This window comes from Kitasatospora sp. NPDC056731 (assembly GCF_040687675.1).
GTDB lineage: Bacteria > Actinomycetota > Actinomycetes > Streptomycetales > Streptomycetaceae > Kitasatospora.
In genome coordinates this window covers 1-15,831 of the sequence record NZ_JBFBNR010000011.1, presented here as the reverse complement: position 1 = coordinate 15,831, position 15,831 = coordinate 1, and the positions used below count along the sequence as shown (strand labels likewise).

At 74.3% G+C, this 15,831-nt stretch carries 16 protein-coding genes; 5 read left to right on the top strand and 11 right to left on the bottom strand.

Annotated features, from left to right (window positions below; translation table 11 throughout):
• Positions 1–76: 76 nt before the first annotated feature.
• Positions 77–1,411: a PLP-dependent aminotransferase family protein gene (locus AB0R04_RS13590; RefSeq protein WP_363370736.1), complete on the bottom strand. Its 1,335-nt coding sequence runs from the start codon at positions 1,409–1,411 to the stop codon at positions 77–79.
• A 188-nt stretch (positions 1,412–1,599) separates the two neighbouring features.
• Between AB0R04_RS13590 and AB0R04_RS13585 the strand changes: the two genes are divergently transcribed.
• On the top strand, positions 1,600–2,373 hold the full coding sequence (locus AB0R04_RS13585; protein WP_363370734.1) for an enoyl-CoA hydratase-related protein: 774 nt from the start codon (positions 1,600–1,602) through the stop codon (positions 2,371–2,373).
• A gap of 182 nt (positions 2,374–2,555) precedes the next feature.
• On the opposite strand, the gene AB0R04_RS13580 is transcribed toward AB0R04_RS13585, so the two are convergent.
• The 4 genes from AB0R04_RS13580 to AB0R04_RS13565 all read right to left on the bottom strand — a co-directional run bounded on the left by AB0R04_RS13580 (position 2,556) and on the right by AB0R04_RS13565 (position 6,470).
• Entirely contained in the window at positions 2,556–3,047 is a 492-nt protein-coding gene (locus AB0R04_RS13580; RefSeq protein WP_363370732.1) for an HPP family protein, read from the bottom strand.
• Between the two features lie 148 nt (positions 3,048–3,195).
• Positions 3,196–4,107: an immunity 49 family protein gene (locus AB0R04_RS13575; RefSeq protein WP_363370730.1), complete on the bottom strand. Its 912-nt coding sequence runs from the start codon at positions 4,105–4,107 to the stop codon at positions 3,196–3,198.
• A 124-nt stretch (positions 4,108–4,231) separates the two neighbouring features.
• Entirely contained in the window at positions 4,232–5,035 is an 804-nt protein-coding gene (locus AB0R04_RS13570; RefSeq protein ID WP_363370728.1) for a maleylpyruvate isomerase family mycothiol-dependent enzyme, read from the bottom strand.
• Positions 5,036–5,108: 73 nt separating this feature from the next.
• The gene (locus AB0R04_RS13565) at positions 5,109–6,470 is read right to left on the bottom strand and encodes an aldehyde dehydrogenase family protein (protein ID WP_363370726.1); all 1,362 of its coding nucleotides are present in this window, start codon (positions 6,468–6,470) and stop codon (positions 5,109–5,111) included.
• A gap of 119 nt (positions 6,471–6,589) precedes the next feature.
• Here AB0R04_RS13565 and AB0R04_RS13560 point away from each other — a divergent pair, with 119 nt between their 5' ends.
• The gene (locus tag AB0R04_RS13560) at positions 6,590–7,039 is read left to right on the top strand and encodes a MarR family transcriptional regulator (protein ID WP_363370725.1); all 450 of its coding nucleotides are present in this window, start codon (positions 6,590–6,592) and stop codon (positions 7,037–7,039) included.
• 18 nt (positions 7,040–7,057) lie between these two features.
• On the opposite strand, the gene AB0R04_RS13555 is transcribed toward AB0R04_RS13560, so the two are convergent.
• The 3 genes from AB0R04_RS13555 to AB0R04_RS13545 all read right to left on the bottom strand — a co-directional run bounded on the left by AB0R04_RS13555 (position 7,058) and on the right by AB0R04_RS13545 (position 10,877).
• Complete coding sequence (locus tag AB0R04_RS13555; RefSeq protein WP_363370723.1) at positions 7,058–8,410, bottom strand: erythromycin esterase family protein; 1,353 nt, start codon at positions 8,408–8,410, stop codon at positions 7,058–7,060.
• Between the two features lie 142 nt (positions 8,411–8,552).
• Positions 8,553–10,196: an amidohydrolase gene (locus AB0R04_RS13550; RefSeq protein ID WP_363370721.1), complete on the bottom strand. Its 1,644-nt coding sequence runs from the start codon at positions 10,194–10,196 to the stop codon at positions 8,553–8,555.
• Between the two features lie 48 nt (positions 10,197–10,244).
• Positions 10,245–10,877, bottom strand: coding sequence for a TetR family transcriptional regulator C-terminal domain-containing protein (locus AB0R04_RS13545; RefSeq protein ID WP_363370719.1), 633 nt, complete (start codon positions 10,875–10,877; stop codon positions 10,245–10,247).
• A gap of 71 nt (positions 10,878–10,948) precedes the next feature.
• On the opposite strand from AB0R04_RS13545, the gene AB0R04_RS13540 reads away from it, so the two are divergent.
• Positions 10,949–12,385 carry a cytosine permease gene (locus AB0R04_RS13540; RefSeq protein ID WP_363370717.1) on the top strand — a complete coding sequence of 479 codons (1,437 nt, stop codon included), beginning with the start codon at positions 10,949–10,951 and terminating at the stop codon, positions 12,383–12,385.
• Between the two features lie 168 nt (positions 12,386–12,553).
• Positions 12,554–13,216 carry a DUF6461 domain-containing protein gene (locus tag AB0R04_RS13535; RefSeq protein WP_363370715.1) on the top strand — a complete coding sequence of 221 codons (663 nt, stop codon included), beginning with the start codon at positions 12,554–12,556 and terminating at the stop codon, positions 13,214–13,216.
• A gap of 64 nt (positions 13,217–13,280) precedes the next feature.
• Here AB0R04_RS13535 and AB0R04_RS13530 read toward each other — a convergent pair whose 3' ends face one another.
• Together AB0R04_RS13530 and AB0R04_RS13525 are read right to left on the bottom strand one after the other, a co-directional pair.
• Positions 13,281–14,501 carry a DUF6596 domain-containing protein gene (locus tag AB0R04_RS13530; RefSeq protein ID WP_363370713.1) on the bottom strand — a complete coding sequence of 407 codons (1,221 nt, stop codon included), beginning with the start codon at positions 14,499–14,501 and terminating at the stop codon, positions 13,281–13,283.
• Positions 14,498–14,869 (bottom strand): YciI family protein, encoded by a 372-nt coding sequence (locus AB0R04_RS13525; RefSeq protein WP_063350380.1) that lies wholly within the window; start codon positions 14,867–14,869, stop codon positions 14,498–14,500. The genes AB0R04_RS13530 and AB0R04_RS13525 overlap by 4 nt, the downstream gene beginning before the upstream one ends.
• A 173-nt stretch (positions 14,870–15,042) precedes the next feature.
• Between AB0R04_RS13525 and AB0R04_RS13520 the strand changes: the two genes are divergently transcribed.
• Entirely contained in the window at positions 15,043–15,267 is a 225-nt protein-coding gene (locus AB0R04_RS13520) for a polysaccharide lyase (RefSeq protein ID WP_363370710.1), read from the top strand.
• Between the two features lie 4 nt (positions 15,268–15,271).
• Here the strand turns inward: AB0R04_RS13520 and AB0R04_RS13515 are convergent, their stop codons facing one another.
• The gene (locus AB0R04_RS13515; RefSeq protein ID WP_363370708.1) at positions 15,272–15,676 is read right to left on the bottom strand and encodes a hypothetical protein; all 405 of its coding nucleotides are present in this window, start codon (positions 15,674–15,676) and stop codon (positions 15,272–15,274) included.
• Positions 15,677–15,831: the final 155 nt, after the last annotated feature.

Genomic DNA, 15,831 nt, shown 5'->3' with positions numbered 1-15,831 from the left:
GGGTGCTGCGCGTGCGGTGGGTCGGCCCCACAGCGGGCAGGCCTGCGGGTAGGCGGGCCGTGCGCCGCGAGAGGCCTCACGGCGGGATCGCCTCGACGGCCGCGCGCAGCCGCCCCAGCACGCCCGCCAACGCGTCCAGCGGCGGCGTGGCCAGCGCCAGCCGGACGGCCCGGGGGCGGTGCGGGCCGGTGGCGAAGGCGTCCGCCGTGGACACCAGGATCCCCTCGCCCGCGAGGACGGCCGCGACCCGGTCGGGCCGCTGGTGCTCCGCCAGGCCGAGCCACACCAGGTACGAGGCCGGGTGCGCCGTGACGTCCAGGCCGGCCAGGGCGGTGGCGGCGATGCGCTGGCGGGCGGCGGCGTCCGCGCGGCGGTGCCGCTCCAGGCGGGCGACCGTGCCGTCCGCGAGCCAGCCGGTGGCCAGCGCCGTCACCAGCCCGGGCGCACCCCAGGCCGCGGCGCGCAGGCTGCTGGTCGCGGCCCGCAGCAGGCGCCCGGGCAGCACGGCGAAGCCGAACCGCAGGCCCGGGGCCACGTTCTTGGACAACCCGGCGACGTAGCAGGTGTGTTCGGGCGCCAGCGCGTGCAGCGGCGCGGGCGGCGAGGCCTCCAGGAAGGCGTACGTGCCGTCCTCGATCAGCACGCAGCCGCGGGCGGTGGCGATCGCGGCCAGCCGGTCGCGCTGCGCCCGGTCGAGCACCCAGCCGAGCGGGTTGTGGACGGTGGGCATGGTGTACACCGCGCGGACCGGCCGGGCGCGGCACAGCCGCTCCAGCGCGTCGAGGTCCGGTCCCGTCGCGGTGACCGGGACGGGCGCCAGGTCGAGGCCGTGGGCGGCGGCGAGCAGCTTCACCCCCGGGTAGCTGAGTGCGTCGACGGCGAGGACGTCGCCGGGCCGGGTGAGCGTGCGCAGCACGCAGTCGAGCGCTTGCTGCGCCCCGCTGGTCAGCAGCACGTTCTCCGGGGCGGTGTCGACGCCGCGCCCCAGCAGGTACCGGGCCACCACCGCCCGGTCGTGCCGGTGGCCGCCTGGCGGGTGCTGGCGCAGCAGCGCCTCGGCGTCGCCGGAGGAGGCCAGTGTGCGCAGGGCCTGCCGGAGCAGGTCCCCCTGCCCGGGGGCCAGCGGCTGGTTGAACGACAGGTCCGCGACCCGGGGCACCGGGAGGGCGCGCGAGGGCTCGATCCCGTCGTAGCCGGAGCGCGTCCGGACGAAGGTCCCCCGGCCCTGTTCCCCCACCACCAGCCCGGCAGCGGCGAGTTCGGTGTAGACGCGGGTGGCGGTGGCCAGGGCGATCCGCCGCTCGCGGGCGAGCGCCCGGTGGGTCGGCAGCCGGGTGCCGGCCGGGAGCGCGCCGGAGCGGATGGCCGCCGCGTACTCGTCGACGATGGCCTTGTAGGAGGGCGGTCGCATGCGGCACCTGCCGTCGTGAGGCGATGAGTGTCCAGGGTGTATCCAGGACAATAACTGGATTGTCCTGGAGGGTTGTTCCTAGCCTCGGTGCCGTCCGCAACCGGGCGGGCGCCGTGGGGGCGCCCGCCACCGCGCGGGCGTCCGCCGGGTTGCGGGCGTCCGCGCCCAGGCGAAACGGAGCACCCGGCATGACCATCCGCAGCGAGCGGGACCAGCACGTCGTCACCCTGACCATCGACCGGGAGCAGAAGCTCAACGCGCTCGACTACCCGACCATCGACGCGCTGCTCGCCGAACTCGACCGCGTCGACGCCGACGACACCGTCCGGGCGGTCGTGCTGACCGGCGCCGGGCAGCGGGCGTTCAGCGCGGGCGCCGACATCCCGTCGCTGGCCGGGAGCATCGCGGGCGGGCCCGAGCGGGCGCTGCGCGAGGTCGTCCGGCGCGGCCACGCGCTGACCCGGCGGATCGAGGAGTTCCCGAAGCCGATCGTCGTCGCCGTCAACGGCCTCGCCTACGGGGGAGGGTGCGAGCTCACCGAGGCCGCCCCGCTGGCCGTCGCCGCCGAGCACGCGACCTTCGCCAAGCCGGAGATCTCGCTCGGCTTCCCGCCGCCGTTCGGCGGCTCCCAGCGGCTGCCGCGACACGTCGGACGCAAGCGCGCCCTGGAGCTGATCCTGACCGGCGACCCGATCCCGGCTGCCCGCGCCGCCGAGATCGGACTGGTCAACGCCGTCGTCCCGGCCGGCGAACTGCTCGACGCGGCACGGGGCCTGGTCGACCGGATCATCCGGCACGCGCCGACCGCGGTGTCCGCCTGTCTGCGGGCCGTCACTCGCGGCATCAACCTGCCGATCGACGAGGGCCTCGCCGTCGAGGCGGCCTGCTTCGCGGCCACCGTGCCCACGGACGGGGTGCGGGAGGGGCTCCGGCGCTTCCTGGACCGCCCGGCCGTCGGCTGAGACCGGCCTGTGCCCCTGGTGCCGGTGGTTCCGGGCTGGACTCGGCGTTCTTCGGCCAGGACGCCGACAACGCGGACGGCCGGGCCATCCGATCGGATGGCCCGGCCGTCGCGGCTCACGGGCGCGGCTGGCAGTCGCGGCTCACAGGGGGGTGCTCAGCGCTTATTGGGGGGCGTGCGCGCTCACCAGGACACCGGGTAGCGGACGGGGTGCCCGCCGATCCGGCCGGGGAGGAGGCCGATTGCCACCAGGATGCCGGTCGAGAGGACCAGCAGGGGCAGGAACGGCAGGGCGGGCGGGGCCTGGAGCACCACGACCACGGCGCTCGCGACGGCCGGGGAGTGGGAGAGGTGGGTGAGCATCATCGCGCCCAGTGCGAGACCGGCGGCTATCGCGGCTCCCCAGGCGGTGCTGCCGGTGACCGCGAGGGTGGCGTAGCCGATCAGGCCGGACAGCAGTTGGCCGCCGACGACGTTGCGCGGCTGGGAGATCGGAAGCCCGGGGGCGCCGTGCACCAGGGCGGCGCTGGCCGCCACCGGCGGGATCAGCAGCGGCTGGTGGACCACCATGCCGATTCCGGCCAGCAGGAGCAGGGCGCCGACGGCGAAGACGGAGGCCCGCAGGGCGTGCAACGGGTGCGGCCTGGGGGTGTCTGCGGGCTGTGAGGTGGGCATGCGTGGGCGACTCCGGATGGGTGACGGGGGACCACGGGATGATAGGCGCACTGTCGCTCGAAAGGTGGGATGTTTCGTCTGTTGGACAACCACTGAACACTCCGTGGACGGACAGGCGGGCGGCTACCGGACGGCTTCGGTGGGGCGGTCAGAGCGCCGGGGGCTGTATGAGCGTCGCCGGGAGGTAGCCGGAGGAGAGGCCGAGCTGCCAGCCGTGTGCCTGGACGGCGAGTGCGGCCAGGGCGATCGGGATGACCGGGAGCAGGCTGCGCGGGGCCGCGTCCGGAGCGCTGCTCTCGCGGTGCTGGTCGAGGCGGGCGGCGAGGGCCCGCTCGAAGGTGCTCTGGTCGTCGTCGAGCAGGATGCGCAGCAACTGCTGGTCCGGCGTGAGCCGACCGGCGGCGTCCAGCGCCCGGGCGGCTGCGGTGCGCTCCTCGGCGTCCGGTTTGCGCAGGGGCACGGGGCCGGGCGCGACCCAGGGTGAGACGGTGGTCGGCACGACGTAGAGGTAGGAGCAGAGCGCGTTCAACTCGGCGAGGCTCGCCGGATCGGAGGTCGAGTCCAGGTCCGAGTAGGGCAGGCCCTTGCGGACCGAGGGCCCGTAGTCGTCCTTCAGCAGCGGGCCGAGCATGCGGTGGCGCTCCTGGATCAGGCCGCTGATCACGCACATCGCGAAGGTGTCGACCCAGGTGGCGGCCGTGGGGGCGAAGTCGATGGTGTCGCCGAAGCCGGTCTCTTCGCTGGTCAGCGTCTCGCCGATGAACGGGAAGGGGACCTCGAAGTCGCCGCGCGGGAAGCAGCCGAGGGCCAGCACGCCGAGGGAGCACTCGGCCGCGGTCTCCAGGATGACCCGGGCGGGGTAACCGCTGAGCGGTCGGCCCTCCAGGGTGAGCGCGCCGATGTGGTCGAGGAGCTCCTCGCCCATCGTCCGGATCTCCTTGATGGCCAGGCGGCCGTAGTGGATCCGGTACCAACTGGCGAGGGCCCGGTCCTCGATGCCCTCCAGGGCCTGGGTGATCCGCTGGGGCGCGACCTGGTGGCACATGACGTCGACGTCCACGATCCGATGCCGCCTTTCCTTGATCGTCTGTTGACGGAACGGCACGCTAGCACCGGCCACTGACAGTCGATCACCCGTACGGGGGAGGGGCGGCGGCCGGGCCGCCGCTCCTCGTCCGGGCAGGTCAGAACGCCGAGTTGGCGCACCAGTGCGCGAGCAGTTCCTCGTCCCCGCGCACGTCGAGGCGGGCGGAGGCCAGGTCGAGCCGGCCGTACAGGAGCAGCAGCAGATCGGCGGCGCTCGCGCGGACGGTCGCGTCGGCCTCCGGGCCCGGGCCGTCCGCGTCGAGCCCGAAGCGGTCGAGCCCGAAGCCGTCGGGCCGCAGGCGGATCAGCCAGTCGCCGCCCGCGGCGGTGGCGTTGCCGTCGGTGGCGTTGCCGTCGGTGCGGGTGAAGCGGATGGTGCGGTCCGCGCCGCGCAGTTCGGCGATCCCCGGGGCGAAGAAGGCGGCGAAGGGCAGGTTGGTGAGGAATTCGGACACCCCGTCGGCGGCCAGCTCCGGGTCGAGCACCGGGGTGCGCCCGAGGGCGAGTTCCGCGTCGGCGCGGTGCACCAGGGTCTCGAACAGCATCCGCCGTACCCAGAAGCGGGCGTGCTGGTCGGCGCCCCAGGCCCACATCGGGGCGTCGAGGTCGGTCTCCGCGAACGCGGCGCCGGCCTCGGCCGCGGCCTCCGCCAGCCAGGCGGGGTAGCCGTCCGGCCCGGCGGGCAGCCGCAGGTCGACCTCGCGGCTGCGGGGCGGCTGCTGGATCCGCTGCCGGAGCAGGACGGTGAACCAGCGCTGCACGCTGCCGGTGTGGCGGGTGAGGTCGGTCAGTGTCCAGCCGGGGCAGGTGGGCACCGGGGTGGTCGGGTCGGCGTCCTGGAGGGCGGCGACGAGGCGGGCGGTCTCCGCGGCGACGGCGGCGCCGTGGTCGATGGTGGTCATGAGGGTGCTCGCTCGGTGTCGGGGTGGCGGGGCGGGGAGAAACGGTCGGACCAGGGGGGAGAGGGGGAAGCGGTCAGGCGAGGGGCTTGTCGACGACGGCCTTGGCGTGGCTGAAGGTGTCGAGGGAGTACTCGCCGTGGTAGCGGCCCATGCCGCTCTCGCCGACGCCGCCGAACGGCAGCTCGGGCATGGCGAGGTGGGAGACCGGCAGTCCGAAGGTGAGCGCGCCGGAGGAGGTCTCCTCGGTCAGCCGCTGCTTGGTGTGCGCGGACTCGGTGAAGGCGTAGAGGGCGAGCGGCTTGTCGCGCTCGTTGATGAAGGCGATCGCCGCGTCGAGGTCGGGCACGGCGACGATGGGCAGGATCGGGCCGAAGATCTCCGCCCGCATCACGGGGGCCTCGGGGGAGACGTCGGCGAGGACGGTCGGGGCGAGGTAGCGGTCGGCGCGGTCGTGGGTGCCGCCGGTGACGGTCCGACCGTCGCCGAGCAGCGCGGTGAGCCGGTCGAAGTGGCGCTCGTTGACGATCCGGCCGTACTCGCCGCCGGCCGCCGGGTCGTCGCCGTACAGCTCCCGGACGGCGTCGGCGAGGTGGGCCTCCAGCGCGGGCGCGCTCTCGCCGATGGCGAGGACGTAGTCGGGGGCGACGCAGGTCTGGCCGGCGTTGAGGAACTTGCCCCGGGCGATCCGCCGGGCGGTGACCGCGAGGTCGACGCCGGGTTCGACCACCACCGGGCTCTTGCCGCCGAGTTCCAGGGTGACCGGGGTCAGGTGCCGGGCGGCGGCCGTCATGACGATCCGGCCGACGGCGCCGTTGCCGGTGTAGAAGATGTGGTCGAAGCGCTGCTCCAGCAGCGCGGTGGTCTCCGGGACGGCGCCCTCGACGACCGCGACGGCCGCCGGGTCGAGGTAGCGCGGGAGCAGCCGGGCGAGCGCGGCGGAGGTCGCGGGGGCGAGCTCGCTGGGCTTGAGGACGGCCGCGTTCCCGGCGGCCAGTGCGCCGACCAGCGGGGACAGGGCGAGCTGGAGCGGGTAGTTCCAGGGCGCGATGATCAGGACCACGCCGAGCGGGTCGCGCACCACGCGGGCCGCGGCGGGCCGGAAGAACTCGGGCACGGCGGCGGGCTTCGGCCGCAGCCACTGCTCCAGGTGGGTGACGGTGTGGTCGAGCTCGTTGAGCGTGAAGCCGATCTCGGTGCGGTAGGCCTCGGCGGTGCTCTTGCCGAGGTCCTCGTGCAGGGCCTGGAGGAACGCCTCGGACTGTTCGGTGAGCAGCGAGCGCAGCGCCGCCAGCTGGGCCTGGCGCCAGGCGATCGGCTTGGTCCGGCCGGTGTCGAAGGCGGCGCGCAGGCGGGTGACCGTGGCGGCGGCGGTCTCCGGGGCGGTCTCCGGGGCTTCCGGGGCGGCTCCCGGGGTGGCGGCGGGGGTGTGGTTCATGAGGGTCTCGCGGTCCTTCCGGCCGGCTTGAGGACGTCGATGGTTTATGACCTCAAGCATTCTTGGACGGTAAACCTCAATGGTTGAGGATGTCAAGCAATGTGCCTATGCTCGACACCGTGCACCAGAACCCCCACCCGGACCCACCGGCCACGCCGATCGAGCTGATGGATCAGCTCGCCCGGGTGGCCGCGGCCTACTACCGCCACTTCGCCTCCGCCGCGGCCGGGCACGGGCTGACCCTGATGCAGGGCAAGACCCTCAGCCTGCTCACCCGGCCGCGCTCCATGCGCGCCCTCGCCGGTCTGCTGTCCTGTGACGCCTCCAACGTCACCGGCATCGTCGACCGGCTGGAGGGCCGCGACCTGGTCCGCCGCGAGCCCGACCCCGCCGACCGCCGGGTCAAGAACATCGCCCTGACCGACCGGGGCGAGCAGACCGTCCGGCTGATCCGGGCCGACCTGATGTCCGGCCTGACCGCGCTGGAACAGCTCTCCGGCCAGGACCGGGCCGCCCTGGGCGCGCTGCTGGACCGGGCGTTCCCCGAGACGGCGGCCCCGCCGGCCTGAGGCGGGGCCGGAGTCAGGTCAGAGCTTCTCGGCCTCGTGGACCTGGTGGAGGTGGATGAGGACGTCGTGGGCCCGCCCGAGGGCGACGGAGGGCAGCGGGTCCTTCGTGAACGTGGACCCGGCCTCGTAGACGGGTCGGGCGGTGTCCAGCCAGTCGCGGACCACGCGCGGGGCGGTGCGCAGGTCGACGTAGTAGTCCTGGCGGCGGACCTGGTCCAGGGTGTACTCGTTCATGCCGGGCGTGGCCGCGGGCACGGTGTTCTTCTCCCAGTCGGTGCCGAGGGCGGCGCCCATGGTGAGGAAGGAGCCCCGGTCGAAGGTGAACCCGATGTTCAGGTACTCCGGGCCGAGGGTGTCGCGCAGGATCGCGCCCTGCGTCTTGGGGTACATCTCGGGATCGCTGGCCAGGTAGCCGACGTGCCCGTTGTGGGCCGAGAGCAGCATCCGGTCGCCGGTGTGGCGCTGCCACCACGCCGTGTTGTCGGCCATGGCCTGGTCGCGGAGGACCTCCGCGGCGTTCACCGAGGCCTTGTCGGTGAGTTCGAAGGTGGCGAAGGCGAAGGTCTGGGCAATGATGCGGGCGTGCTGCACGGCCCAGTCGTACTCCTCGCCGCCGGCGCCCTTGGCGGCGGTGACCAGGTCCAGCGCCTGCTGCGCCTTGGCGGCGTTCTCCTTCCGCTCGGCCACCGGCCGGTTCATCAGGTAGGCGACGGTGTCGTCGAGCGGGCGCAGGCCCGCGTACAGCCCGTCGACGCGCGCCAGGGCCGCGGGGTCGGTCTTGCGCAGGTAGGCGTCGACCCGGGCGAAGACCTCCTCGCCGAGCTTGGGGGCGCCGACGTCGTCGCCCATGAAGTGGACCGGGCGCTCCGGGTGCTGGCGGTTGTACTCGCGCATCCAGCTGATCAGGTCCACGAACTCCTGGCGCTCCCACGGTGATTGGCCCAGCTCGTCCTTGACGATCTGCCGGGCGTCGCCCTTGCCGTCCTGGAGGTACTTGTCGATCTTCAGGCCCGCCGACCAGCTCATCTCCAGGGCGAAGGTGGTGAAGCCCTTCTCCTGGACCAGGTAGCGGAAGACCCGCTCCTTCATGGTGAAGAACTCGTGCGAGCCGTGTGTGGCCTCGCCGAGGCCCACCACCTTGGCGTCCCCGACCATCGCGCCGAGCGCCCGCAGGTCGCTGGTGCTGCCGCCGGGCTCGGTCGACCGCAGCGGGTGCGCGGACCGCTCCAACGCGCGGACCACCGTGCCCCGTTGGCCGTCCGCCGCAGGGGCGGCGGAGGCCACCGGGGCCAGCAGGGCGGTGGTGGCGGCCGCCACCGTCGCCGCGATCAGCCCGCGCCGGCCGATCATCCGCTTGTTCACCGTGGTCATGATCTCTCCTCAGTTTCCTTGTCCCGAAAGCTCGGTGAGATGATCATCATTCGCGGCGGGGGTGCGGCGCGCTGGGGCCGACCGCCGGGTTCTTCGGGGGGATAACCCCCGACCTGCGTCGATGCGGGCTCCGCCCGGTGGGTCAGAGCGCCGCGGCGCGGTGCGTCGGGCGGCCGTCCAGGACGGTGAGCAGCACGGGGACGTCCGGCAGTTCGGTGGCGGGGGTGGTGAGCGGGTCGGCGGCCAGGGCGGTGAGGTCGGCGCGGTGCCCGACGGCGATCCGGCCGGCCTGCTGCTCCTCCCCGGCCGCGTGCGCGGCGTTGACGGTCATCGCCCGCAGCGCCTCCAGGGTGGTGAGCGCCTGCCCGGGGTGGTGCGGCGGCTGGGTCAGGTCGCGGCTCGGGCGGCGGTGGCGGGCGCCGGCCAGCACGCCGAGCGGCGGGTAGGGGGCGATCGGCCAGTCCGAGCCGAGCACGACGGTGGCGCCCGCGTCCCACAGGTCGCGGCAGCGCCAGGCGCGGTCGGCGCGCTCCTCGCCGAGGCGGCGGGACCAGTTGTCGGTGTGGTCGGCCCGGGTGAAGTCGCAGCAGTGGGTGGGCTGCATGGAGGCGGTCACGCCCAGCTCGGCGAAGCGCCGTACGACGGAGTCCGGGACGGTCTCGATGTGTTCGATGCGGTGCCGGACGGTTCGCGCCCCGGCGGCGGCCGTCCCCGGGGCCTGCGCCGAGGCCGCGGCCACGGCGTCGAGCGCGTGGCGGACGGCGGCGTCGCCGATGGCGTGGGTGGCGGTCGGCACGCCGGCGCGGTGCAGGTGCGCGATGACGCGGGTGTACTCCGCCGGGTCGGGCCAGAACGCGTGGGTGGACTCGCCGTGGCAGTCCGGGCGTTCCAGCCAGGCGGTGCCGTTGTCGATGGTGCCGTCCATGAACAGCTTGACGCCGTCGACCCGCCAGAGCCGGCCGCCCCGGTGCTGCTGCTCGACGAGGGCGCGCAGCCCGTCCGCGTCCACCCCGGGCTGGCACCAGGGGGCGACCCGCAGCCGCAGCGGCAGGTCGCCCGCCTCGTCGAGTTCGGTGTAGAGGTCGAGGCTGTCGCCGTTCGCGTCCATCGCGTGGCCGCCGGTGAGGCCGGCGGCGGCCATGGCGGCGAGCGCGGCGGCCAGGCGGGCGCGGCGTTCGGCCCGGGTGGGCTGTGGGGCGGCGCGTTCGACCAGTTCGCAGGCGGCGTCCTCCAGCAGCAGGCCGGTGGGGCGCCCGGTCGCGTCGCAGACCACCTCGGCGGCCTGGGCGAAGCTGCGCGGGCCGTCGACGCCGGCGAGTTCCAGGGCGCGCGGGCTGGCCAGCATGGAGTGGGCGTCGAAGAGTTGGAGCAGCGCCGGGACGCCGTCGAGGACGGGCGCGAGCGCGGCGGACTCCACCGGCCGGTCGCCGAAGACGTTCGGGTCCAGGCCCCAGGCGTGCAGCCAGGCGCCGGGGGCGAGGGTGCGGATCTCGGCGGCGAGGGCGGCGCGGACCCCGGCGAGGTCGGTGCAGCCGGAGAGGTCGAGGCCGTGGGTGAGTTCGGCGCCGGTGACCGGGTGCAGGTGCCCGTCGACCAGCCCGGGGGTGACGACGGCGCCCTTCAGGTCGACCACCGTGGTGGCGGCGTCGGCGAGTCGGCGGATCTCCCGGTCGTCGCCGAGGGCGGCGATCCGGCCGTCGGCGACGGCCAGGGCGGTCTGCGGGAGGGGGCCGCCGGTCGCCGGGTCGAGCAGACGGGCGGACAGGAGGACGAGGGAGGTGCGCACATCGGCTCCAACGGTGCTGCGGGGTAGGGGAGTTGTGGGGTGGAGTGGTCAGTCTTTCCAGGTGAGGGAGCCGTCGGGCAGGCCGAGTTCACGTTCGGCGGTGGCCGCGGCGAGCCGGGTGACGGCGGAAGGGTGGTCGCGCAGGCCGGTGTTGGCGTGGGCGGCGAGGCCGTCGATCACGACCAGGATCTGAAGAGCCGTCACATCGACGTCCTCGGTGCGGAATTCACCCTGGGTGACGCCCGCTTCGATGACGCCGCCGAGTCGTCCGCGCCAGCCGGCCTGCTGCTCCAGGACCCGGTCGCGCAGGACGGGCCGGTAGCGGCTGAGATGGCGGGCGTTGATCCAGAGCCGGCTCATGTCGTCGTAGGCCGGCCCGGTGGCGCGGGCGAAGAACCGTGTGAGGTGCTGCAGTGGCGACCCGTCGTGCGGGTCGGCGGGCAGCAGTGTCTCCAGTTCGGCGGTGGCGGCGCTGCCGAAGGCCTCGGCGACGAGGTCCTCGACGGCGGGGAAGTAGTGGCTGATCAGACCGGGGCGGACGTCGAGCTGCTCGGCGATCCTGCGCAGCGTGATGCATTCCAGGCCCTCGGTGAGGGCGACGGCGGCGGCTGCCCCGACGATCTCCGCCCGCCGGTCGTCGGCGGATTTGCGGACCCGTTTGCGCTGAACGCTTGACGTCATGTGCCGGATGCTATTGAGTGTGCGACCAATAAGAAAGCAGGTGGGCACGACACCCCCACGGAGGGCCCCCAATGGCGTCCACGCTCCCGGACCACCCCCACCCCGACACCCGCGCCGCCGCGCCGCTCCAGCAGGAGCGGGCCGGCCGGGTCGAGGTCCACGGCATCGACCACATCCCCGAGACCGAACGGCGCGGCCGCGCCCGCGAACTCTTCCCCGTCTGGGCGGCGGCCAGCGTCAACTACCTCAACCTGGTCGTCGGCGGCGCCCTCGTCCTGGCCGGGCTCGACCTGCTCCAGGCGTTCGCGGTGGTCGTCGCCGGCAACCTGTTCTGGCTGGGCACCGGCCTGCTGGCGGTCTCCGGACCGGCCGCGGGCGCGCCCAGCGAGGTCATCACCCGCGCGATGTACGGCGTCCTCGGCAACCGCGTGAACAACGCCGTCACCGGCTGGATGATCTCCGTCTGCTACTTCGCGCTCAACCTCGCCGCGGCCGCCGTCGCCGCGTTCTCGCTCGCCGAGCAGGCCGGGATCACCCCGACCACCCCGATCAAGATCGCCATCGTGGTGGCCATCGTCGTGGTGACGCTCACCATCAGCGTCTACGGCCACGCCGCGATCCTCCGGCTCTACCTGCCGATCACCCTGGCGCTCGCCGCCGCCTTCGCCGTCGTCGGGTACGTGGTGCTCCGGCACGCCGACTTCGGCTACGCGCCCGCCGAACCGCTCTCCGGCACCCGCCTGTGGTCCGCCGTCCTGGCCGGCGTCACCCTGATCGCCTCCGGCCCGCTGTCCTACACCACCAGCGCCGACTTCTCCCGCTACCTGCCGCACACCACCTCCCCGCGCGCCGTCCTCGGCTGGACGGCCCTCGGCGGCTTCCTGCCCAGCGTCGCCGTCGGCGGCCTGGGCGTACTCGCCGCCAGCGCCGTCGACATGACGGACCCGCAGGCCGCCCTCCAACGGATCCTGCCCGGCTGGTTCGACCCGGTCTTCCTGCTCGCCCTGGTCGTCGGCACGATCGCGGTCAACGCGCTCACCGCCTACAGCGCCGGCCTCGCCCTGCAAGCCGTCGGCATCCGGATCCGCCGCACGCTCAGCGTGCTCGTCGACGGCACCGTCGCCGTCTGCCTCACGCTGTACGCGCTGCTGGTCTCCAACTTCCTCGACACCGTCAGCAACGTGCTCCAGCTGACCGTCGTCCTGCTCGGCCCCAGCACCGCGATCTACGCCACCGACATCCTGCTGCGCCGCAACCGCTACGACGGCCGCGCGCTCACGGACGAGACCCCGGGCAGCCCCTTCTGGTACCGGGCGGGCGTCAACCCGGCCGGCGCGCTCGCCCTCGCGGCCGGGGTGGCCGGCGCCGCGCTGTGCGTGGACACCCTGTACACCGGGCCGGTGGCCGCGCTCGTCGGCGCGGACCTCGCGCTGCCGGTCGGCATGGTCGTCGCGGCGGCGGTGTACGCGGTGCTGATGCGCGGGAAGCTGAACCGCCGGGGCGCCTGAGCGCCTGAGCGCGGCCGTCCGACGGCCCCCGTCGAACTGCCCTTCCTCCGAAGGGTGCTGAGGACGACCGGCCGGAACGCTTCTGGGGACCGCCGGTTGTCAGTGGCGTCCGTTAGGGTGCGGACCGGCGGCCCGGCCACGCGGGCCGGCGCGAGGTGAGGGGGCGTCATGACGGACGGTACCGAAGGGGCGGGGGGCGAGGAGGGCATCCGGTGGCTCGCGGACGCCGGGCGCTCCGTCGACGGCGTCCTGTTCGCCCGGGGGATACCGCCGCAGGAGCTCGCCCGCCGGATGGGCGCCGATCCGGCCGCCGCGGCCGGGCCGCTCAGCGGCACCGAGGTGTGGGACCTCGACATCGAGGTGTTCCGCCCGAGCGACGACGGCGACGGCGTGATCCGCGTCGGCGAGTCCGGTGACTGGTCCTTCGCGGTCGAGTACGGCGACTCCACCGGCGGCGAACGGCTCACCGAGATAGCGCGCGACGGGGTCGAGGTGGTCCACTTCCGCCCGATGCCGGACCACCCGCCGGCGCTGCTCGACTACGCCCGCGACGGCGCCGTGCTGTGCGGGTTCGGCCTCGCCGAGGAGCGCTGGCGCTGGGGCCGGGAGCCCGACCTGCTGGTCCCCGAGCTGGTCGCCGCAGGCGTCCTGGAGCCCGACGGGATCACCCGCGGTCCCGGGGGCGAGCCGCCCGCGGCCGTCCGCCGCCGCACCCTCGGCGCGGTCGGGCGGCGGTTCGGGCTGAGCCTGCCCCGGGCCGTCCTCGGCGAACTGCGGCTGCCGACGTACGCGGTGCGGGGCAGGCCGGGGATGGAGCCGCCGGGCCGGTGAGCCCGGCCGACCCCGGGCCCGCCCCGGCCGCGTGCCGGACGTTTTGGACGCCCCGGACGTGCGTTCAGCCGGAGCGTGGCCCGGTCCGGGCGGCCCGGGCCTCCAGGTAGCGCCGCTCGGCGAGACTGGCGGTGGCCTTCGCGGCGCGCCGGTAGTGCTCGTGGGCGCCGGCCGGGTCGCCGGCCTTCTCCAGCAGGTGCGCCCGGACGGACAGCAGCCGGTGGTGCCCGGCCATCCGCCCGTCACCGTCCAGGGCGGACAGCAGGGCCAGCCCGGCGGCCGGGCCGTCGGTCTCGGCGAGCGCGATCGCCCGGTTGAGGGTGACCATCGGGTTGGGCGCGATCCGTTCCAGGATCAGGTAGAGGGCGTGCACCTGGGGCCAGTCGGTCTCCTCGGCGGTGGCCGCGTCGGCGTGCGTGGCCGCGATGGCGGCCTGCAACTGGTAGGGCCCCAGGGTCGGGCCGGCCAACGCCGCCTCGGCCAGTCCGACGCCCTCGTCGATCAGCGCCCGGTCCCAGGTCTTGCGGTCCTGCTCGTCCAGCGGCACCAGGTCGCCGGCCGGGGTGGTCCGGGCCTCCCGGCGGGCGTGGGTCAGCAGCATCAGCGCGAGCAGCCCGGTCACCTCGTCGTCCCCGGGCAGTTGCGCGTGCACCGTCCTGGTCAACCGGATCGCCTCGCGCGCGAGGTCGGGGCGGTGCAACTCCGGTCCGGAGGTGGCGGTGTAGCCCTCGTTGAAGATCAGGTAGAGCACGTGCAGCACGACCCGCAGCCGTTCCTCGCGCTCCGCGCCGTCCGGCAGGGCGAACGAGCTGCCGGTGGCCCTGATGCGCTGCTTGGCCCGGCTGATCCTGGCCGCCATGGTGGCCTCCGGCACCAGGAACGCGCGGGCGATCTCGGCGGTGGTCAGACCGCCGACCGCCCGCAGCGTCAGGGCGGTCCGGGAGGCCGCGGTGAGCGTCGGATGGCAGCACAGGAACAGCAGGACGAGCGTGTCGTCGGTGTCCGGCACCTCCGGCGGCACCACCTCGGCGGCCGTCGCCGACTCCCGTTCGCGGCGCGCGCGGTCGCGGCGCAGCTGGTCGATGAGCCGCCGGGCGGCGACGGTCACCAGCCAGCCGTGCGGATTGTCCGGCATCCCCTCGGACGGCCACTGCACGGTGGCGGCGAGAACGGCCTCCTGGACGGCGTCCTCGCACCCTTCGAACCGGCCGTACCGGCGAACCAAGGTGCCGAGGACCTGCGGCGTGAGCGCACGCAGCAGGTCCTCGAAGTCCGGTGCTGTCATGCCTCCAAGTGTCCGTCGGCGAACATCACCTGCCGCACCTCGACCCCCAGGCCCTCGATGGCGGTGTCCGGGATCAGCGCCGCCAGCGCGATCGCCCGCTCCTTGTCCTCGCAGTCGATCAGGTAGAAGCCGCCCAGGTATTCCTTGGCCTCCAGGAACGGGCCGTCGGTCACCACCGGCTGGCCGTTGCGCACGGTCACCACGGCGGCCTGGGTCGGATCGACCAGTGCCTGGGTGGTGATCAGCTCTCCGGACGCCTTCAGCGCCTCGATGAACTCGCCGTGGCCGTGGCCGATCGCCGCCTTCTCCTCGTCGGTCAGCGCGTCCATCACGGCCGGGTTGATGTGCAGGCTGATCAGGAACTTCATCTCGTGCTCCTCGTGGTTCGCGGGCCCGGCTGGGCTCCTCGACCGGTGGTCGGAGCCGTCGCCGCGGTCTTGACGTCCTCCGCCGGAAGATCGGATGAATCTTCGCGGCCGCAGCGCCACCTCGCATCTCGCACCTCGCACCTCGCACCTCGCCCGCATCGGGAGGGGCAGTCATGAAAAGCACTCGTCGTGTGTTCGGATCGGTGCTCGCGGCCGCCGCCCTGGCCGCCTGTGCCCCGTCGACGTCGCCCGCCGCGGCCTCGGGCATCGGCGGGATCCCCTTCGGCGGCGTGTTCTTCTCCACCTTCTACGGCGGCCACGACACCAGTTGGGGCCCGGCGAGCACCCAGCGCGCCTACTTCGCGGACTTCTCGCTGTCCTCCGGCGTCCAGCACTGACCCGTCAGCCGACTGTCACCGTCACGGTGAAGGCCCGCTGCCCGGGCGGGCAGGCCAGCGCCTCGCCGCAGGTGGTGCGGTGGGCGGAGAGGCGGGCCGTGCCGGGGGAGGCGGCGAGGAAGCCGGCGGTGACCCGGCCGCAGCCGCCGCCCGGCCGGCAGGAGGGGGCGGGGGTGGTCGCGGTGGCGGTCGGACGCAGCGTCCGCGGGCTGTCACCGGCGGCCGGGGACCAGTAGGTGCTGTGCAGCTCGACCCGGATGACGGTGCCGGGTGCCACCCGCACGGTCGTGCCGTCGGCGTGCTCGTCGAGCACCAGGGCGGGCGGGCCCGGCGCGGCGGGGCCGGTGTTCGACGAGCAGCCGGCCGCCAGGGCGAGCAGGGCGGCTGCCGCGAGCGTTCGCACCGTCACGGCTCTCCTCCTTCACAGGGCGGGGGGTGCAGTGGCGCCGTGGGCGCGGTGCCGCCGGGGCGGGCCGTGGTGGCCCGGCGAGCTCGTGATGGGTCTGCTGCGCGAGCTGTCGCCGCTGGTGCAGCCGCTCAGCCTGGACGAGGCCTTCGTCGACC